General features: G+C 70.5%; 17 protein-coding genes. 4 read left to right on the plus strand and 13 right to left on the minus strand.

The window, feature by feature from the left end; translation table 11 throughout:
- The first annotated feature begins 109 nt into the window (after positions 1-109).
- On the plus strand, positions 110-934 hold the full coding sequence (locus ACIBO2_RS46770; protein WP_358537790.1) for a DUF1206 domain-containing protein: 825 nt from the start codon (positions 110-112) through the stop codon (positions 932-934).
- A 46-nt stretch (positions 935-980) separates the two neighbouring features.
- Here the strand turns inward: ACIBO2_RS46770 and ACIBO2_RS46775 are convergent, their stop codons facing one another.
- Entirely contained in the window at positions 981-2,870 is a 1,890-nt protein-coding gene (locus tag ACIBO2_RS46775; RefSeq protein ID WP_358537792.1) for a right-handed parallel beta-helix repeat-containing protein, read from the minus strand.
- 66 nt (positions 2,871-2,936) lie between these two features.
- Here ACIBO2_RS46775 and ACIBO2_RS46780 point away from each other — a divergent pair, with 66 nt between their 5' ends.
- Entirely contained in the window at positions 2,937-3,920 is a 984-nt protein-coding gene (locus ACIBO2_RS46780; RefSeq protein ID WP_358537794.1) for a TetR/AcrR family transcriptional regulator, read from the plus strand.
- Between the two features lie 79 nt (positions 3,921-3,999).
- Here ACIBO2_RS46780 and ACIBO2_RS46785 read toward each other — a convergent pair whose 3' ends face one another.
- The 9 genes from ACIBO2_RS46785 to ACIBO2_RS46825 all read right to left on the minus strand — a co-directional run bounded on the left by ACIBO2_RS46785 (position 4,000) and on the right by ACIBO2_RS46825 (position 13,767).
- Positions 4,000-5,604 carry a fused response regulator/phosphatase gene (locus ACIBO2_RS46785; protein ID WP_358537796.1) on the minus strand — a complete coding sequence of 535 codons (1,605 nt, stop codon included), beginning with the start codon at positions 5,602-5,604 and terminating at the stop codon, positions 4,000-4,002.
- Positions 5,597-7,261 carry an ATP-binding protein gene (locus ACIBO2_RS46790; RefSeq protein WP_358537798.1) on the minus strand — a complete coding sequence of 555 codons (1,665 nt, stop codon included), beginning with the start codon at positions 7,259-7,261 and terminating at the stop codon, positions 5,597-5,599. Before ACIBO2_RS46790 ends, ACIBO2_RS46785 begins: the two co-directional genes overlap by 8 nt.
- Complete coding sequence (locus tag ACIBO2_RS46795) at positions 7,248-8,273, minus strand: ATP-binding SpoIIE family protein phosphatase (protein ID WP_397304367.1); 1,026 nt, start codon at positions 8,271-8,273, stop codon at positions 7,248-7,250. Before ACIBO2_RS46795 ends, ACIBO2_RS46790 begins: the two co-directional genes overlap by 14 nt.
- Before the next feature lies 1 nt (position 8,274).
- Positions 8,275-8,676 carry an anti-sigma regulatory factor gene (locus ACIBO2_RS46800; protein WP_397304368.1) on the minus strand — a complete coding sequence of 134 codons (402 nt, stop codon included), beginning with the start codon at positions 8,674-8,676 and terminating at the stop codon, positions 8,275-8,277.
- Complete coding sequence (locus ACIBO2_RS46805) at positions 8,673-9,038, minus strand: STAS domain-containing protein (RefSeq protein WP_358436944.1); 366 nt, start codon at positions 9,036-9,038, stop codon at positions 8,673-8,675. The genes ACIBO2_RS46800 and ACIBO2_RS46805 overlap by 4 nt, the downstream gene beginning before the upstream one ends.
- On the minus strand, positions 9,038-9,877 hold the full coding sequence (locus ACIBO2_RS46810) for an STAS domain-containing protein (RefSeq protein ID WP_397304369.1): 840 nt from the start codon (positions 9,875-9,877) through the stop codon (positions 9,038-9,040). Before ACIBO2_RS46810 ends, ACIBO2_RS46805 begins: the two co-directional genes overlap by 1 nt.
- Positions 9,878-10,035: 158 nt before the next feature.
- Positions 10,036-11,178, minus strand: a complete 1,143-nt coding sequence (locus tag ACIBO2_RS46815) for a DegT/DnrJ/EryC1/StrS family aminotransferase (protein WP_358537808.1) — start codon at positions 11,176-11,178, stop codon at positions 10,036-10,038.
- Positions 11,179-11,334: 156 nt separating this feature from the next.
- A complete protein-coding gene (locus ACIBO2_RS46820) occupies positions 11,335-12,603 on the minus strand; it encodes an NAD(P)/FAD-dependent oxidoreductase (RefSeq protein WP_358537811.1) in 1,269 nt (422 codons plus the stop codon).
- Positions 12,604-12,654: 51 nt separating this feature from the next.
- A complete protein-coding gene (locus ACIBO2_RS46825; RefSeq protein WP_358537814.1) occupies positions 12,655-13,767 on the minus strand; it encodes a ferritin-like domain-containing protein in 1,113 nt (370 codons plus the stop codon).
- An 86-nt stretch (positions 13,768-13,853) separates the two neighbouring features.
- Here ACIBO2_RS46825 and ACIBO2_RS46830 point away from each other — a divergent pair, with 86 nt between their 5' ends.
- Positions 13,854-14,504: a TetR/AcrR family transcriptional regulator gene (locus ACIBO2_RS46830; RefSeq protein WP_397304370.1), complete on the plus strand. Its 651-nt coding sequence runs from the start codon at positions 13,854-13,856 to the stop codon at positions 14,502-14,504.
- A 22-nt stretch (positions 14,505-14,526) separates the two neighbouring features.
- On the opposite strand, the gene ACIBO2_RS46835 is transcribed toward ACIBO2_RS46830, so the two are convergent.
- Both ACIBO2_RS46835 and ACIBO2_RS46840 read right to left on the minus strand, forming a co-directional pair.
- A complete protein-coding gene (locus tag ACIBO2_RS46835; protein ID WP_358537820.1) occupies positions 14,527-15,099 on the minus strand; it encodes a lytic transglycosylase domain-containing protein in 573 nt (190 codons plus the stop codon).
- Between the two features lie 339 nt (positions 15,100-15,438).
- Positions 15,439-15,861 (minus strand): transglycosylase SLT domain-containing protein, encoded by a 423-nt coding sequence (locus ACIBO2_RS46840; RefSeq protein WP_357941357.1) that lies wholly within the window; start codon positions 15,859-15,861, stop codon positions 15,439-15,441.
- 187 nt (positions 15,862-16,048) lie between these two features.
- On the opposite strand from ACIBO2_RS46840, the gene ACIBO2_RS46845 reads away from it, so the two are divergent.
- Positions 16,049-16,534, plus strand: coding sequence for a glutathione peroxidase (locus ACIBO2_RS46845; protein ID WP_358537823.1), 486 nt, complete (start codon positions 16,049-16,051; stop codon positions 16,532-16,534).
- 265 nt (positions 16,535-16,799) lie between these two features.
- Here the strand turns inward: ACIBO2_RS46845 and ACIBO2_RS46850 are convergent, their stop codons facing one another.
- Positions 16,800-17,876: a LacI family DNA-binding transcriptional regulator gene (locus tag ACIBO2_RS46850; RefSeq protein WP_358537826.1), complete on the minus strand. Its 1,077-nt coding sequence runs from the start codon at positions 17,874-17,876 to the stop codon at positions 16,800-16,802.
- Positions 17,877-17,969 lie beyond the last annotated feature (93 nt).

Raw genomic sequence — 17,969 nt, forward strand, 5'->3', positions numbered from 1 at the left:
GGTGGAGCGGCACCGCCAGATGGTGGAGATACGGGTGGAGAAGTGGGGTGGAGCGCCTAGACGGCCGCCGTCAGGGCACTTGGCAGGCTCTTGCGTCAAGGAGGAGACGGTGACCGCAACGGAGAAGGCGGGGCGGCAGGCTCGGGCCGCCGCCAGGAAAGCGGCCGCGCATCCGGCGCTGAACCGGCTCGCCAGGGTCGGGCTGGCCTGCCGGGGAGTGCTGTACGCGCTGATCGGGGTGGTGGCCGTGCGGATCGCGCTGGGCGAAGGCGGGGGACGGGAGGCGGACAAGGCGGGCGCGATCTCGACCGTGGCGCGGTTGCCGTTCGGGGAGGTGGCGTTGTGGGTGATGGTGGCGGGGTTCGTCGCGCTGACGCTCTGGCAGTTGTCGGAGGCGCTGTTCGGCGGGCTCCGCGTGGCGGACCGGCTGGAAACGGTCGGCCGGACCGCCGTGTACGCGCTGATCTGCGGCACCTTGCTGAGCGTGCTGCGGGCCGGGAAGGCCACCTCTGACGATGAGAAGTCGCGGGACGCGACGGAGGCGCTGCTCGGCCTGCCGGGAGGGCCGTTCATCGTGGGCGCGATCGGGCTGGGCCTCGTCGCGCTCGGCGTCCGCTGGGGGCACCAGGGCGTCACCAAGAGGTTCCGGGACGAGCTGAACCTCGGCCAGATGTCCCCGCGGGCCCGCTCGGTGATGGACAGGCTCGGGTTCGCCGGGTATGTCGCCCGCGGGGTCATCGCCGGCCTGGCCGGGGTCTTCGTCGTCGAGGCGGCGATCACGTACGACCCGGACAAGGCGGGCGGGCTGGACGCGACCCTCAGAGCCTTCGCCGCGACGCCCGTGGGGCCCTGGCTGCTCGTGGTGGTCGCCTTGGGGCTGGTGCTGTTCGCGGGTTATTGCTTCGGCGAGTCACGCTGGCGCCGCGTCCGCTGACGCCCGCGTCCAGCGTTCACGGGCGTCAGCGTTCACGGGCCGGCGCTCATCGGGAGCGGGGGTGGAGCAGGCCGGCGTCTCGTTGGATGGCGGCTGTGGCGACGGCCAGCTTCTCCTCGTCGGGGAGCGTGGTGTTGTCCTCGTACGTGACGCCCGCCGGCACGTCGTCCACCCCGACCGGGTCGGCGTCCCAGAAGTTGCCCCGGTAGACGACGTTGTCCAGCGGCGGCGCCACCTGCAGGACGGCGGTGTTGTCGGCGCGCGCGACCACGTTGTCCTCCACGGTCACCCAGGCGGCGCCGTAGTCGGTGTAGAGAGCGAAGTTGTACGGCGTGCGCGTGTCCTTGATGACGTTGCCGCGGATCACCGCGCCGTTCTCGTGCGAGTCGCCCTGCGGCCCCGAAAGGTAGACGCCGCCGCCGTCGGCCAGTACCCCCATCGTGCCGACGGTGAGGTTGCGCAGGATGCGGGTGCCCTCGGCGGGCCCGGCCACGATGCCGCAGTGAGGCACCTCCTCGACCTGGTTGTGGGCGACTGTGCAGCCCTTGGTGCCCAGCACCGCGATGCCGGGGGAGCCGGTGAACTCCAGGCCGGTGTGATGGATCCAGTTATCCTCGACCAGGGGGTTCACGGCGCCGGTGACGGAGACGGCGCCGGCCGAGAGCGTGTCGAAGTCACATCCGCGCACGCTGACGTCCGTGCCGCCGGTCAGCTCCAGGCCGGCGGCGCCCATGCGGGTGAAACGGCAGCGCTCGACCGCCACGCGTACAGCGTCCTCGATCACCACGCACGCGGGGATCCTGGCCGACTCGCGCGGCACCGTCACCCACGCCTGCCCCTCGACGAGCTCCACCTTGTCGACGGGGCCGCCCTCGTAGTAGCCGCTGCCGTGGTAGTGCAGGAAGCCCTCCGCACGGCCGGGCCGCAGCCAGGTGGCGTCGGCGAAGACCAGGCCGCGGAAGGACACCCCGCTCGTGCCGGTGGCCCGCAGCAGCGTCTCGAGAACCGGGGCGACCACGCGCGTACGGTCCGGCGCCTCTTCCGGAAGGGGAAGGTAGCGGAGGACGTGGTGACCGGGCCGCGAGCGGTCCAGGACGAAGGTGCCGGGCTCGGTGAGGAAGGTGACGTCGTTCTCGACCCGGGTGGGCAGGCCGGGGCCGCGGTTGATGTTGCCTTCCCACGCGGAGTTGTAGAGGTCGAGGGCCCACCCGAAGCCGGGCTGAGCCATGGTGATCACGCTCGCCTCGCCACCGTCCGTCCCGGTGGTGACCGCGGTGATCGCGTCACTGTCCGTCCCAGCGGTGACACCACCGTCCGTCCTGGCGGCGATCGCGGCGACACTGCAGCGGGCCTCGGTCCATGGGTAGACGCCGCGGTAGACGAACTCGACGTCGGCGGGGTTGTGCCAGGCTCGCGGGGCCGCGCTGTCGCTCTCGTAGCCGGTCTCCGTCATGGTCACGGTGCCCGGCAGGCCGTCTATGGCGGCGCGTTCGACCCGGCGGCCGTCCACGTACAGCTGGCGCGTGTCCAGGTCGCCCACGTCGGCCAGCCACACGCCGTCCTCGATCCGCCAGCCGGTGATCTCGCGACCGCCGCTGACGACGACCTCCTCCTGGTCAGCCGTTCCGTAGCCGTGGGCCTGGTAGACGATCCGGTGTCCGTCACGGCCGGAGTCGGCCTCGGTGAGCTCGAACGGCGCGGTGAGCACGTGGGTGCCGGCCCGCAGCTGGACGATGACATCCCCGGTCGCGGTCACGGCGGGGTCACGCGCGATGTCCCCGGTCGCGGTTCGAACGGGGTCCCCGGTCACCGTCCCGGCGGGGTCTCGTACGAGGTCTCGTACGGCGTCGCGGGCGCGGTGCAGGCTGGCGAATGGGCGCTCCGCGGTGCCGGGCCAGGAGTCGTCGCCCGAGGGATCGACGTGGAACACGGTCATGATGTACCGCCTCTTTGCAGTGTATGGTGTACACGAGGTATTACACCATAAACAAGGGAGGTGTCCATGGCGAGAGGTGGCGCGGGAGATCCCGACGACGGGGTCGAACTGCTGTGGCGAGAGGGTGACGTCGAGCCGCGACCAGGGCTGAGCCTGAGCCGGATCGTCCGGGCGGCGATCGAGCTGGCGGACGCCGAGGGGCTCGAAGGGCTGTCGATGCGCAAGGTCGCGGACCGGCTCGGGTTCACCACGATGTCGCTCTACCGCCACGTGCCCGGCCGCGACCACCTGCTCGACCTCATGCGCGACGCCGTCATGGGCTCACCGGGCGCGGCCTTCTCCGGGAAGGGCGGCCAGGAACAGGGTGCGGGCGCTGAGGAAGCAGGTGGCCAGGGGCGGAGTGCGGGCGCCGAGGAAGCAGGTGGCCAGAGGCGGAGTGCGGGCGCCGAGAATGCGGGTGGCCAGGGGCGGAGCGCCGAGGAGGCCGGTGGTTGGCGGGCGCGGTTGGAGGCGTGCGCGCGCGAAGGGTGGCGGCTGCGCGAGCGGCATCCCTGGCTGGCCGAGGTGCGGGGCACTCGCCGGGTGCCGGGGCCCAACGCCGTCGCCCACTACGAGTACATGCTGAGCGCCGTCTCCGGCACCGGTCTCACGCCCGCCGAGATGATCGCCGTCGTCGGGCTCGTCGCCCGGTTCGTTGACTCCGAGGCCCTGCGGCTGGCGGAGGTGGCGCGGACCGAGCGCCTCAGCGGGGTGAGCGAGGAGGAGTGGTGGGGCTCCCGCGACTCGCTCTACGCGCGGCTCGAGCGCTACCCGACCCTCACGCGTCTGTGGGAGGAGGGCGGCTATGACGAGCCCGAGGACCCGTTCGAGTTCGGCCTGCGCCGGGTGCTGGACGGCATCGAGATGCTGGTCCATGAACGTGATGAAACGCGTGATGAAAGATGTCAGATTTGTGGTGCGCCGGTTGAGCGGGCCGCGTCGGGACGTCCGCGCGCGTACTGCTCACGGGCCTGCCAGCAGCGCGCCTACCGTAAGCGCAAATCCGGCTGACTATCGCCTGTGCCAGGCAAAGGGCCAGCTGGGCATCGGGCATCGGGCAAGGCGGGCACAGGGCCAGGTCCTCGCGCCGTCAGGCCCCGCGGCGGATCGCCACGATGGCCACGTCGTCCTCCCGCGAGCCGAACGCGGCGAGCAGCCGGTCGCAGAACTCCTCCAGATCGTCCTCGACCGTCTCGGCCACCTGCCTGGCCTGCTCCAGACTGTCGTCGAGCAGGATGCCGCGGTCCTCCACCAGCCCGTCGGTGAACAGCAGCATCGTGGCGCCCGCGGGCAGCTCCAGCCGGTTGACCTTGTAGTCCTCGTGCGCCACGCCCAGCAGCAGGTTGCCCAGCCCCAGGTAGTGGGCACCGGGTCCGGCCAGCATCGGCGGGATGTGCCCGGCGTTGGCCAGTTCGACCTCGCCGGTCTCCGGGTCGATGAGCAGCAGGCAGACGGTGGCCGTCATGCCGGAGTGATAGCGGCGCAGGACCTTGTTGAGCAGGTCCATCGAGGCGCTCAGGTCGACCGAGTCGATCAGTGAGGCGCGCAGCGCGTGCCGCAGCTCGGCCATGATGGTCGCCGCGTGCAGCGAGTGGCCCGCCACGTCGCCGATCGCCACCAGCACCCGGTCGCCGACCCGCAGCACCTCGTAGAAGTCGCCGCCGACCTCGATGTTGTCCACGGCCGGCTGGTAGCGGAAGGTCACCTTCAGCCCCGGCACCTCAGGGATGCGCGTGGGCAGGAGGCTGCGCTGCAGAGTCAGCGAGATCGTGTGTTCCTCGGTGTAGACGCGCAGCGCGTCGACGGCCAGCGCCAGCCCTTGGCCGAGCTGCCGCAGCACGTTCAGCTCGTCGGCGTCCAGCGGAGGGTCGGCCTCCAGCCCCAGGTAGACGGGTGGCTGGCCCCTCTTGGTGCGGCACAGCACGCCCGTCACCGGCGCGTTGAACTCTACGTCGCTCACCAACGTGAGCCACTCGGCGGCCGCCATGGTGAAGACCTTGGCACCCGCCGGCTCGCCCAGCGACATCGCGCTGAGCCGGTCCAGCAGCTGGGGAGCGGCGGACCTGCTGCTGGCCGTCTCGCCGGGCCGGGCGCGGAAGCGGCGCATCCGGCCGTCGGGCGGCAGCGCCAGCGCGCCCGCGTAGCGGCCCAGCACGTCGACCGTGCCCTCCACGGCCACAGTCAGCAGCCGGTCGAAGGAGTCGGCCCCGTTCATCCGCAGCGTGACGTCGGCCAGCTTGGCCAGGCGCTCGGCCATCAGCTCCGCCCGCCGCCTGGCGCGGTAGTAGCGCAGCGTCGCCTCGACCGTCGCGGCGAACTCGGCCGGCTCGATCGGCTCCGACAGGTAGGCGTCGGCGCCGCGTTCGAGCCCTTCCGTACGATCGGCCGAGGTGATGGCGTTGCCCGACACCTGGATGACCGGGATCGAGGTCGTCGCCGGGTTCGCCTTGATCCGCTCGCACACCTCGAAGCCACCGATGTCGGGCAGCCGTACGTCGAGCACGACCAGGTCGGGGCGGTTCACGGTGAGCATGGCCAGCGCCTCCTCGCCGCCGGCCGCCTCGACCACAGTGTGGCCCGCCCTGCGCAGCCAGCTCGACAGGATGTAGCGCTTGGTCGGCGTGTCGTCGACCACCAGCACCATCGCGGCGCCGCCGGCGGGCTCGATCACCGCCCTGGCCACGTGCTCAGTCATGATCCGTCCCCGCCGCGCCCCGGATGGCCTGGAGCAGCTGGTCGCGGCGCAGCCCCTGCTTGGACAGCACCGGGTGGCCGGACGGCGCGGCGTCGGGCCGGATCGTCACCACCACGACGCCGACCCGCCCCAGGGCTTGGTCCTCGGCCATGCGCTGCAGCAGCGCGGTGCCGTCGAGCCGCGGCATCAGCATGTCCAGCAGGATCACATCCGGCGGGCGCGCGGTCATCATCTCCAGCGCGGCGACGCCGTCCGCCGCCTCCTCCACCTCGACGGCGAAGCCGTACAGCATCCTGCGGGCGGCGGCGCGGAACGCCTCGTCGTCGTCGGCGACCAGCACCCGCGCGATCTCGGGCGTGCCGTCGTGGTGCGGCAGCCGCATTGTCACCGTGGTGCCCCGCCCGACGTCGCTCGTCAGCTCCAGCGTGCCGCCCAGCGCCTCGGTGAGCCGGCGGGCGTACGGCAGGCCGAGCCCCGTGCCCTTGACCCTGACCTGGAGCGCGCTCGGCACCTGGAAGAACTCCTCGAACACGGTCGCCAGATACTCGCGGGGGATGCCGATGCCCGTGTCGGTGACCGTGATGACCACCTCGCCGGCGGCCGCGTCGGCGTGCGCGCTCAGCCGTACCTCGCCCTCCTGGGTGAACTTCAGGGCGTTGGACAGCAGGTTGCGCAGGACGCGGACCAGCATCCCCTCGTCGGTGTAGACGTCGGTGACCTCGGGCGCGACGTCGACGCGCACCGTGACGTCGCCGGGCCCGCTGGTGGGCTGCATCGTCAGGCGCAGGTGCTCGGCCAGCGTGGGCAGGTGGACGACCGACGACTGGGGGTCGAGCCGCCCGGACTCGGCCTTGGCCATGTCGAGCAGCTCGCCGACCTGCTCCAGCAGCGTCTCCGCCGAGTCGCCGATGAAGCGCACCTGACGTGACTGCTCCTCGCTGAGCGGCTCGCTGCCGGGCCCGATCATCAGCCTGACCAGGCCGATGATGGAGTTGAGCGGGGTGCGCAGCTCGTGGCTGACCGTCGCCCAGAACCGGTTCCTGGCCTCGGCCGCCTCGCGGAGCTGGGAGGACTTCTCATCCAGCTCCCCGTACAGGGCGACCACGCCGCGGTTGGTCTCCTCCAGCTCGGCCGACAGCTGGTTGTACAGGGCCAGCACCCCGGTGTTGGTCTCCTGCAGCTCGGCGTTGAGCCGCAGGACGTCCTCCAGGGTCGCGGCGAGCTCCTTGTTCTGCTGGCGCAGCTCTTCCAGGGCGCTGACCGGCGCCATCCCGGCCAGGCGTTCGCGGATCTCGTCGATCGGGAGTCGTGGGGAGTGGGGAGGCAGCCGCTTGGCTATGGTGACGCGACCGTGTTCGGCGTCGAGGGTGACCACGTCGACCAGGCGGCCGGCCAGCGCCAGCCCCTCCGATCGGGCGAAAACCGCGCCCATTGCGTGATCCATGGTGATGAGCAGTTTCCCTTCATCGAGCGAGAAGACGACGGCCGCCCCGGTGCCGAGCAGCTCCCGGCAGACCTCGCTCAGCGCGGTCGCCACCCTGACCTGGTCCTGTGCCTCCAGCCCGGCCAGCTCGGCGACGGCCTTGCCCAGGCGGCGCACCACGAAGACGTCATGGTCGTGGTCGAGCGCGGCCCTGGCCAGCTCAGTCGCGGTCATGGCCGGACCTCACGGTCACCACGCAGGCGTCGTCCCGGCGGCTGCCCGCCTCGCGCAGCAGCCCGGCGGCGACGACCGCGGGGGAGCGGGCGAACAGGCCCGGCATGGCGGCGGGGTCCCACCGTTCGGTCAGGCCGTCGGAGTGCAGCACCACGGTGGCGTGCTCGGGCAGCTCGAACTCGTACTGGCGCAGCTGCCGCGCCTGGTGTCCGGCGATGCCGGGCACCGAGATCATCCCTCTGCGGGCATCGGCGCTGACGATCCAGCCGGAGACGTTGCCCAGCCCGGCGTAGGAGACGGTGGCGCCCCTGACACGGGCCACCGCGACCGCGCCTCCCCGGGTATGGACGAGGCCCCGATGCAGGCGTTCGAGTGTCGCCAGCGGCTCTTCGTCCGCCGCCCGCCGGAACAGCTCCACCGCCGTCCTGGACGCCTGGGCGGCCAGCTCGCCGTGGCCCAGGCCGTCGCACAGCAGGATGGTCGTCTCGGACGTGGCGCCCTCGCCTGTGGCGGCGATCGCGAAGGAGTCGCCGCAGACCGCCTCCTCGCCGATGGGGCGGCTCAGGCCGCTGGCGTACGGCGCCGAGGTGGGCGCGCCGGTGGCGGCGAAGCGCATGACCAGGATGGTGCCCTTGCCGGGCAGGGAATGGACGTCGTACCAGGACGAGATGCGGGCCATCGCCCCCATCCCGATGCCGAGGGTGCCGGAGGTGGAGTAGCCGTCGCGCAGGGCGCGGGCGATGTCGGGCATGCCCGGGCCCTTGTCGATGGCGATCAGCTCCACGACGGCCGGGTCCCCGGGCTGGGAACGGACCATGACGACGCCCTCCACCGCGTGCTTGACCAGGTTGGAGACGGCCTCGGTGACCGCGACCGCGGTCTGCCCCGTACGTTCGCCGTCGAACCCGGCGGCCTCGGCGAGTTCGACGGCCATCCGGCGTACGGCGCCCACCGCGCTGGGGTTCTCCGCTCGCACCCAGGTGTCGTCCCGCGTGTAGCTCACCGGCACCATGTCATCGAGCCCATTTCGTCACCGTCACCGTCGTGCCCTTTCCTGGAGCCGAGACCAGGTCGAACTCGTCGACCAGCCGTCGTGACCCGCTCAGGCCCAGCCCCAGCCCGGTGCCGGTGGTCCAGCCGTCGGTGAGTGCCTGCTCGATGTCGGGAATCCCCGGCCCCTCGTCGCTGAAGGTGAGTTTAAGGCCGCGGCGCGTCCCGTTCTCGACGATCTCGATGTGGGCCAGGCCGCCGCCGCCGTACACCAGGGCGTTGCGGGCCAGTTCGCTGGCCGCGGTCACCACCTTGGTCTGGTCGATGAGGGACAGTCCCACCTCGACCGCGACACTCCGGACCCGCTGGCGGACCATGACGACGTCGGAGTTGCTGGCGATGGGCAGTTCCCAGCCGCCGGTCACGACGTCGCGCCTCTCACGTGGTCGAGCAGCGCGATTCCCTTCTCCAGGTTGAGTGCGGTGCGTACGCCGCCCAGCGACAGGCCGAGCTCGACCAGGGTGATCGCGACGGCCGGCCGCATGCCGACGACCACGGTCTGGGCGTCGAGCAACCGCGACGTGGCGGCGATGGTGGCCAGCATCCTGCCGATGAAGGAGTCGACGATCTCCACCGCGGTGATGTCGATGATGACGCCGCGCGCTCCGTGGGTCACCACGGCGTCGGCCAGGTCCTCCTGCAGGGCGAGCACGCTCTGGTCGTCCAGGTCGATCTGGATGGAGATGATCAGGATGTCGCCGAGCTTGAGAATGGGCACCCGGTCCATCAGACGTCCTCCGTCCGCACCGCGAGCCGGGTCGCCTTCGGCGCGATCACCTCGATGCCGCTGCGCCTGAGCGCGTGGGCCAGCGCGTCGGCGAGCGAGGCCTTGGTCACGATGTCGCCGAACTCGATGCCGAGGGTGACGATGGTGTGCGCGATCTGCGGGCGGATGCCGGAAATGACGCACTCGGCGCCCATCAGGCGGGCGGCGACGACGGCCTTGAGCAGGTGCTGGGCGACCTGGGTGTCGACGGCCGGGACACCGGTGATGTCGATCACCGCGTGCTCGGCGCCCGTGTCGACCAGCGTCTGCAGCAGCTTCTCCATCACGACCTGGGTCCTGGCGGAGTCGAGCGTGCCGACCAGGGGCACCGCCACGATGCCCTCCCACAGCTTGACGACCGGCGTCGACAGCTCCAGCAGCTGCTCGGCCTGGTCGAGGATGATCCGCTCACGGGCCGTCGTGTACGTCTCGAAGGTGAACAGGCCGAGGTCGTCGATGAGCCTGGAGAACCAGATGAAGCCGCGCAGCGCCTCGGCGCCGCCGTCGCTCTCGACGGCCTCGTACAGCGCCTCCTTCAGGCCGAAGACGGCCCTGGCGGTGTCCGCGGGGGTGAAGCCCTGGCGGGCGCGGGAACGTGACAACTCGGCGAGCAGGCCGCGCATGTCGGCGAGGTCGCCGCCCTGTTCGAGGGAGGCGAGCAGCGCCCGGTAGATGTCGTTCAGCTCCTCGCTGGACGCCTTGGCGATCAGGGTCCACCGGTGCAGGATCTGCGTCTCGTTCTCGCGGAGCAGCTCTTCGATACGTCGCCTGGCGACATCGGCATCGACGGTCAAGGTCACTCCTGGGAGGAAATTTCACCGGCATTGCCGGGGATGCTAACGACACTGTTCCGCTTCGGCGGGCGCTTAGCGAGATAGCCCGCTTCATGCGTTGAACGACCTTATCTGACGATATAAAGGGATAAGTCCTGCTTTGCGAGATAGTGATTCACGGCCGATCAGGCGAAACCGGCGCCATCCGCCGGGCGGGCACCCAGCCTGGTCAGCAGCCGTACCATGCGCGGGGCATCGAGCGGATCCACCGGCAGCACGTGGCCGGTCCACCAGCGGGCGATCTCGGGTGTGGGCCCCTGCTGGATCATCGGCAGATAGTCGTCCAGCGGCGGATCGTAGACGAAACCGGGCACTACACCGAGCCGCTCCAGCCCGGCGACGATCTCGTCGCGGCTCTCGACCAGTAACGGCACCCGCAGGAGCGGACGTACGGGGGATTCGCGGACGCCCGCCGCCACCCACGGCGTCCGGCGCAGCACCTCGACCCCGGCCAGGCGCCGCTCCCGCTCGCGGTCGATCGCCCGCAGGCGCGCGCGCTGGTAGCGGCAGAGCGCGGGGCCCGGGCGCATCCGCCAGCCGTCGTGGTCGATCCCCAGCCACGGGTCCATGGCCGACAGGTTGCCCCTGACGGCCATGAGGGCTTCCTCATGGGGCGCGGGGCGGTGCCCGCTCCACTTGACGATCCCGAGCCGCCGCGACAGGTGCCACATCAGCCGGACCGCGCCGGTGCGGTGGAGGGTCTCGCGGAGCATCGGCTGTACCACGGCCTCCAGCTGGTCGCGCGGCTCGCCGGACAGCAGCAGCGCGTCTCTCGCCTCGGCCAGCGCCGCCAGCGCGCCGGGATTGGGCGTGGTCAGGAAGCCGCCGGACGCCCGGCCGTGCTTGGCCAGGCTGTACACGCCGGCCTGGCCGAACGTGCCGGCCAGGCGCCCGCCGACCATCGTCTGGAAGGCGTGGGCGGCGTCGTCGATGAGGACGAGGCCGCGCCGCTCACACTGCGTGATCAGATCCCTTATCTGGTCCGGCTGGCCGTACAGGTGGGTAGTGATGACGCCGGCCAGGCCGCTCCAGTTGACGCGCGGCGCGTCGATGTTGCCGTCGCGCCACGACACCGGCGCCATCACCGGCTCCAGGTCGGCGGCCAGCACCATGAACAGCACGGCCTCGGAGGTGGTCGGCGCGATCAGCACCCGCTCGCCGGGGTCGAACCAGTGGCGTAACGCCAGCAGCAGGCCGAACCGGGCCGACGGCACATGCAGGCAGTCCTGGCCGACCCGGTGCCGCATGAGGTCTTCCAGCGGGCTCATCGGCGACCTCGCCGGACGCGGCGTCTCAGCATTCGTTCGGCCAGAGCGTGCAGGAAGGACCGGTCCAAATGCGCCCCTCCCTGGTCTTGATCACTTTGCAGATTTATAGCAGCAGAGCCTCGATAGGGCTTAGGGGGCGTAACGAAGTGATATCCGCTATTCGACGACGGTGGCCGCGCTGCGGCGCGGCCCCGCGTACCGCGCCAAGAAGCTGACCAGGACGCTCAGCCGGTTGCGGCCGCCCAGCAGGTAGGTCAGGTGCAGCCCGATCCAGGCCAGCCAGGCGAGCGGGCCGTGCATGGTCATGCCGTTGGACAGCTGCAGCACGGCCGAGGCCCGGCCGACCGTGGCCATGATGCCGGGATCGTTGTAGGAGAAGGGCGCCGCGGGACGGCCGTGGGCCAGCGCCAGGATCTGCTTGCCCACGTGCTCGCCCATCTGGATGGCGGGCTGGGCCAGCTGCGGCAGCGGGTCGGGCGGCCCGGCCAGGTCGCCGGCGACGAAGATCTCCGGGTACGCCGCGACGTTGAGCGCCTGGGTGACCTCGATCCGGCCGCCCTTGCCCTGCGGCAGGCCCAGGTTCGACACCTCGGCGGGCGCGGCGACGCCCAGCGCCCATACGGTGACGTCGCTCGGCAGCCGGGTGCCGTCGCTCAGCACGACCGCGTCGGGCTCGACCGAGGCCACCGTGCTGCCGAGCCGCAGGTGCACGCCGCGCCTGCGCAGCGCGTTCGCGGCCGCGTCGCGCAGCCGCGGCTTGTACGGCGAGAGCACGTAATCGAAGCGCTCGACCAGGGTGACACTCGTCTGATCGGGTTTGATCTCCGGATAGGTCACCGGGAGCGTCCGCTGGCGCAGCTCGGCCATCGTGCCCGCGATCTCCACCCCGGTCGCGCCCGCGCCGACCACCACGGCGTGCGCGCTCTCGCGCTTACCGTCCGCGACCTGCTCCAAGAGGGTCTGCAGCCGTTTACGCAGCACGATCGAATCCTGGACCGAATAGATCGGGTAGCCGTTGTCCCGCGCGCCCTCGATGCCGTACCAGTTGGTGGTCACTCCGGTGGTGAGCACGAGGTAGTCGTAGTCGAGCGAGGTGCCGTCGTCGAACTCCACCCGCCGCTCGGCCGGGTGCAGCTTCGTCAGCGCGCCCCGCCGGGCCCGCGCCCGCCGATACTTGGCGGCGAACGCCCGCGTCGGGTAGGTGATGTCCCCGGCGGCGAGCCCGGCCGTCGCCACCTGGTAGAGCAGCGGCTGGAAGGTGGAGTAGGGGTGACGGTCGACGAGCGTGACGCGCGCGCCACCGCGGGCCAGTTCCCGGGTGGCGTTCAGTCCGGCGAAGCCCGCGCCCACGACGACGACATGCGGCCTGGTGGACCGTGCTGGTTCCTGGACCATGGCGAGATGCCCCCTCCGGCGGATGCTCATAGGGTGCATATGGCACAGGAGGCAACTCTTAAACCATTCGCCGGAGCTCTCTCAGTTGGCGCCCATCTCGATGGTCTCGGCGACCTCGGCGTGCCGCTCGGCCTCCTCCTCGGCGAAGCGGGCCTCGTCGAGCTTGTCGGCGATGTCCTCGTCCTGCCGCATCAGCGCGTCGAGCGACTGGCCCGCCATCTCCAGCACGCCCATGTCCGCGTACGCCTGCTGCAACCGCGGGCTCCACAGCCCGATGTCCTTCACGCACGGCACGATCCGGCTGAACAGCAGCGACCGGAACAGCCGCAGATACTCCGAGTGCTCCGTGGCCACCTCCGCCTCTTCGACCTCCGCCTTCGACAGGCCCAGGTTCTCCCAGGTCTCCCGGCCCCTGAGCCGGTCGCGCATCAGGTAGCAGCCCTCGATGACGAAGTCCTCGCGTTCGCGCCGCTCGGCCTCGGTTAAGTTCCCGTAGAAGTCGCGCAGCGCCATCCGGCCGAAGGCCACGTGCCTGGCCTCGTCCTGCATGACGTAGGCGAGGATCTGCTTGGGCAGCGGCTTGGTGGTGATGTCGCGCATGACGCCGAACGCCGCCAGCGCCAGGCCCTCGATCAGCACCTGCATCCCCAGGTAGGGCATGTCCCACCGCGAGTCGCTGAGCGTCGAGTCGAGCAGCGACTTGAGGTGCTCGTTGATGGGGTAGGCCAGGCCCACCTTCTCCTGCAGGAAGCGGGCGTACGTCTCGGCGTGCCGGGCCTCGTCCATGGTCTGGGTGGCGGCGTAGAACTTGGCGTCGAGATCCGGGACCGACTCCACGATCTTGGCCGAGCAGATCATCGCGCCCTGCTCACCGTGCAGGAACTGCGAGAACTGCCAGGCCGCGCCGTGCAGGCGGACGTCCTGGCGCTGCTTGTCGTCCATCCGGCGCCAGAGCGGCGTGTCGTAGATGGCGATCGTCTGGTCCGGGATGCCGAGCACGTTGTACGGGTCGACCTCGAGATCCCAGTCGATGCGCTTGGTGGAGTCCCACTGCTTGTCCTTGCCCTTTTGGTACAGGGCCAGCATCCGATCCCTGCCGTCGTCGTACTCCCACGTAAACCTGCTGGCACCGGACATCTTCACGTCCCACGTGGAGAGCTCGGCCGGGATGGTGTAGAGATCGTGCGTCGACATGGGGTCCTCCGCAGGGGGGCTACGTACACCGTACGTCCACTGTCGAGGCTTGCACGTACGGCGTACGTACGTCAATAGAATGAGCTATGCCCACCGAGCCTCTCTCGCGGACCCGCATCGTCGCCGCGGCGATCGACCTCATCGAGCGTGAGGGGGCCGACGCGGTGTCCATGCGGCGCATCGCCGCGGACCTCGGCGTCGGCGTGATGTCGCTCTACAACCACGTGCCGAACAAGGACGCCCTGCTCGACGGCGTCGCCGAGGCGGTGCTCAGCCAGATCGAGTTCACCGACGACCCCGACGCCCACTGGACCGACCGGGTGCGCATGCAGGCCCGCGCCTTCCGCCAGATCGCGCACGGCCACCCGCGCTGCACGATGCTCGTCGTCAGCCGCCAGCTCCACTCCAACGCCGGGCTGCTGCCGGTCGAGCGGGCCCTGGCCACGCTGCGCAGCGCCGGATTCGACGGGCAGGACGCGGTGCGGGTGCTGCGGATGTTCATCGCCTACATCGTGGGCTCGCTGCTGCGCGAGGTCGGGGTCACGCCCACGTTCGCCCCGCCGCGCGGGCAGATGATCAACCCGGACGACGTCGATCCCACCCTGTTCCCCGAGGTGAACGGGCTGGCTCCGCTGCTGTCCAGCTGTGACCACGACGCCGACTTCGACTTCGGCGTCGAGTTGCTGATCCAGGCGATCGCGGTGCTGCCGAAGCGCAAGAGGGAGGGCACCCGGTGATCCCGGATGCCCTCCAGCTCTTCTAGTACCAGTTGTGCGCTCTGAAGTGGCCCCAGGCGCCGCACGGTTTGCCGTATCTGCCCTTGATGTAACCCAGGCCCCAGCGGATCTGCGTCTCAGGGTTGGACTTCCAGTCCTCGCCCGCTCCCCGCATCTTTCCTCCGGGGAGCGCCTGCGGGATGCCATAGGCGCCTGAGGAGCTGTTGTACGCGTGGTGGTTCCAGTTGCTCTCTCTGGTCCAGAGATTGTCCAGGCACTGGAACTCCTGGTAGGACCAGGCTCGCTGGACGACCTGGTTGAGCGCGATGCCCTTGTTCCGGCTCTTCGGCGCCTTGGCCCTGATCTTGATCTTCGGCCGCGCGGAGGTGGTCCAGGAACGGGTCTTGATCACGGGGGCGTGCCATGAGCCCTCGATGACCCGGGGCTCGGGTATCCGCGGTGCGGTCGCTCGCGGTTGTGCTGGTCTTGGTTGGGCTGTTCGCGGCTGTGCGGTTCGCGGTCCGGCTTCGGCCCAGACGAGGGTCGAACTGCCGGTGACGGCCGTGAGCGTGGTCAGAGTGATGAACGTGTAGCGCAGGGCGCGGTTGCTGTCCATGTCGATCCTTGCTGCCAGGTCGCGTGCGGACAGGCGCTCTTGCTTCCCCGGCGCCCTTGCCGGTCCGCGTCCGTGGCTCGGACGAGGAGGGTCCGCGCGGCCCCCCGGGCTTCCGTTGACGCCCACATGGTGCTGGGCGGCCCGGAGGGCTCCACGACGTTTCTCTAGCCCGGTTTCTATTACGCACAGTCACTATCAATCACTCTCAGTGATTGGCTTTGGGAAGACGATGGCGTGATCGCTAGAGATATTTAGGGTGCTCGCAGGGCCGCCATGGCGCGGCCCGTTCGCGCGTTGACCTGGCCTTTCGTGAAAACAGGGACAGGCTGGGGGCGCGGATCAGTACCAGTGGCGGGACTGGAAGTGCGCCCACGCGCGGCAGGGGGAGCCGTACCGCTGCTTGATGTAGCCGAGGCCCCACGCGATCTGCGTGCGCGGGTTGGTGCGCCAGTCGCGGCCCTTGGTGGCCATCTTGTGGCCGGGCAGCGCCTGCGGGATGCCGTAGGCGCCCGAGCCGTTACCGGCCCGGTGGTTCCAGCCGCTCTCTCGCGACCAGAGGCGCACCAGGCAGCGGTACTGGGCCTTGGTCCAGCCGCGCTTGGCGACCATGTGCTTGGCGATGGTCTTGTTCTTGCTGATGGCGCGTTGCGTGCTTGTTTCGGAGCTTGCCTGGGAGCTCTGCGCCTGTGCGGCCGTCGCGCCGCCTGCCACCACGAACGTGGCGGACAGGATCAAGGCGCTCGTACGGCGGAGCATGGGCATGCGGGTTCCCTTTCGATGGGTTCGGGGGACCGCGCCACCCTGCCCTATCCGCCCGATTTACCGCGAATTGACCATGAAAAGGTAGATCGTCAGTAAAGATCACGCTTTGGGGCTGTTCAGGGGAAATGTCGGGAAAATGTGGAGTGCATCACAAACCGGGAGAGGGGGCGTTCTGTAGGGTCGGCTCATGAGTCTTCGTGACATTCCTGTCCGCACCCTCGCGGACGCCCCCACCACGCTCGCCGAGCTCGTCGGCGACAAGGCCGTGCTCATCGTGAACGTGGCCTCCAAGTGCGGCCTCACCCCGCAGTACACCGGCCTCGTCGAGCTGCAGCGGCAGTACGGCGAGCGCGGGTTCAGTGTGATCGGCATGCCGTGCAACCAGTTCATGGGCCAGGAGCCCGGCTCGGCCGAGGAGATCCAGGAGTTCTGCGCCACCACGTACGGCGTGGACTTCCCGCTGCTGGAGAAGGCCGAGGTGAACGGGCCCGGCCGGCACCCGCTCTACGAGGCGCTCGTGGAGACGCCCGACGCGGAGGGGGCGGGCGGCGACATCCAGTGGAACTTCGAGAAGTTCCTCGTCGACCGCGAGGGGGCAGTGGTCGCTCGCTTCCGTCCGCGTACCACCCCGGACGACCCGGCGGTCATCGCGGCGATCGAGAAGGTGGTCTGAGGGCGGGTGGCCCCAAGGGCTCTCGGATGGTCCGTCGCACGACCGTCTCGGTCTCTGTGAGGTCCGTATGAGGCTGGGGTCCTTGGGAGGTACCCCCTCCGGGCGGCGGAAGAGGACCGTCCGTCGTGGCTGGGGTTCCTTCGGGGGGAGTGTAAGGACGGATGCCCGGCGGACGTGCGTGGACACCGTCCCAGGGGCGGCGGCAGTCGGTCGGCGGGGGTGGCCAGTGGCTGGGGCCCCAGCCACTGCGGACGTTGGGGGGTGGTCAGTGGCGGGGGCCGCAGCTGCCTCGGACGATGAGTTCCGTCGGGAGCAGTACGCTCCGGGGGCGCCGGGTCCCCGCTCGCAGCACCAGCTCCGCCGCTCGGTAGCCGATGTCGCGGCCCGGTTGGGCGATCACGGTCAGCGGCGGGGAGCACAGTTCGGCCCACGGCACGTCGTCGTACATCACCAGCGACACGTCCCGTGGCACCCGCAGGTCCAGCTCCCTGGCCGCCAGGACGGCCGCCTCGCCCAGGACGTTGCCGCCGGTCACCACGGCCGTCAGGTCGGGGCGGCTCTGGAACAGCCCGGACGCGGCCGCGTAGGCCGAGTCGCGGCTGCCCGTGGCGAACACGATCAGATCCTCATCCACCGGCGCGCCGACCGCCTCGCGGAAGGCCGCCACCCGCCGGCCGTGCCCCGGGCCGCCGAGGAAGGCGATGCGCCGGTGGCCGAGCCCTCTCAGGTAGCGCACCGCCGTACGGATGCCGGCCCGGTCGTCGGCCAGCACGGCGGGGACGTCCAGCGGCCGGGCGCGCGAGGCGGGCGGCAGGCCGTCGAGCAGCATGAGGTCGGAGACGCCACGCGACGCGGAGTCCCTGTCGGAGGGCACATCAGAGGCCGCGTCGGACGGCAGCCGGTCGGCGAAGACCACCGTCATGCCCGCCTTGATCGCCGGGGCCCACGTCTCGGCGCCGCCCGACGGGACCGCGATCACCCGGTCCACGCTCTGCTCCAACAGCATGCCGACCAGTTCGGCCTCCTGCTCGGGATCGTCGCCCGTCGAGCCGAGCACGACCGGCTCGCCCGCCGAGCGCGCGCAGGCCAGCACGCCCTCGGCCAGCTGGCCGTAGAAGGTGTCGGTGAGGTCGGGCACGAACAGCCCCATGCCGCCGGTGCGCCGCTGGCGGAGATTGCGGCCGAGCGCGCTCGGGCGGTAATCGAGGTGGGCGGCGACGGCCAGCACCCGTTCCCTCGTCTCCGGGCTGGCCGAGCCGCCGGACAGGACCCGGGACACGGTCGCGACGCCGACGCCCGCAGCCTCGGCCACATCCTTGATGGTGGCCCGCCTCGATTCCATGGAAACGATTCCATCATGGTTTCCGCCGCGCAGGAAGACCAGGACACTGACATGCGCTGATCCCTTGACACACATGTCCGTTTCGGGTGAGAT

Source organism: Nonomuraea sp. NPDC050022, from assembly GCF_044460705.1.
GTDB lineage: Bacteria > Actinomycetota > Actinomycetes > Streptosporangiales > Streptosporangiaceae > Nonomuraea.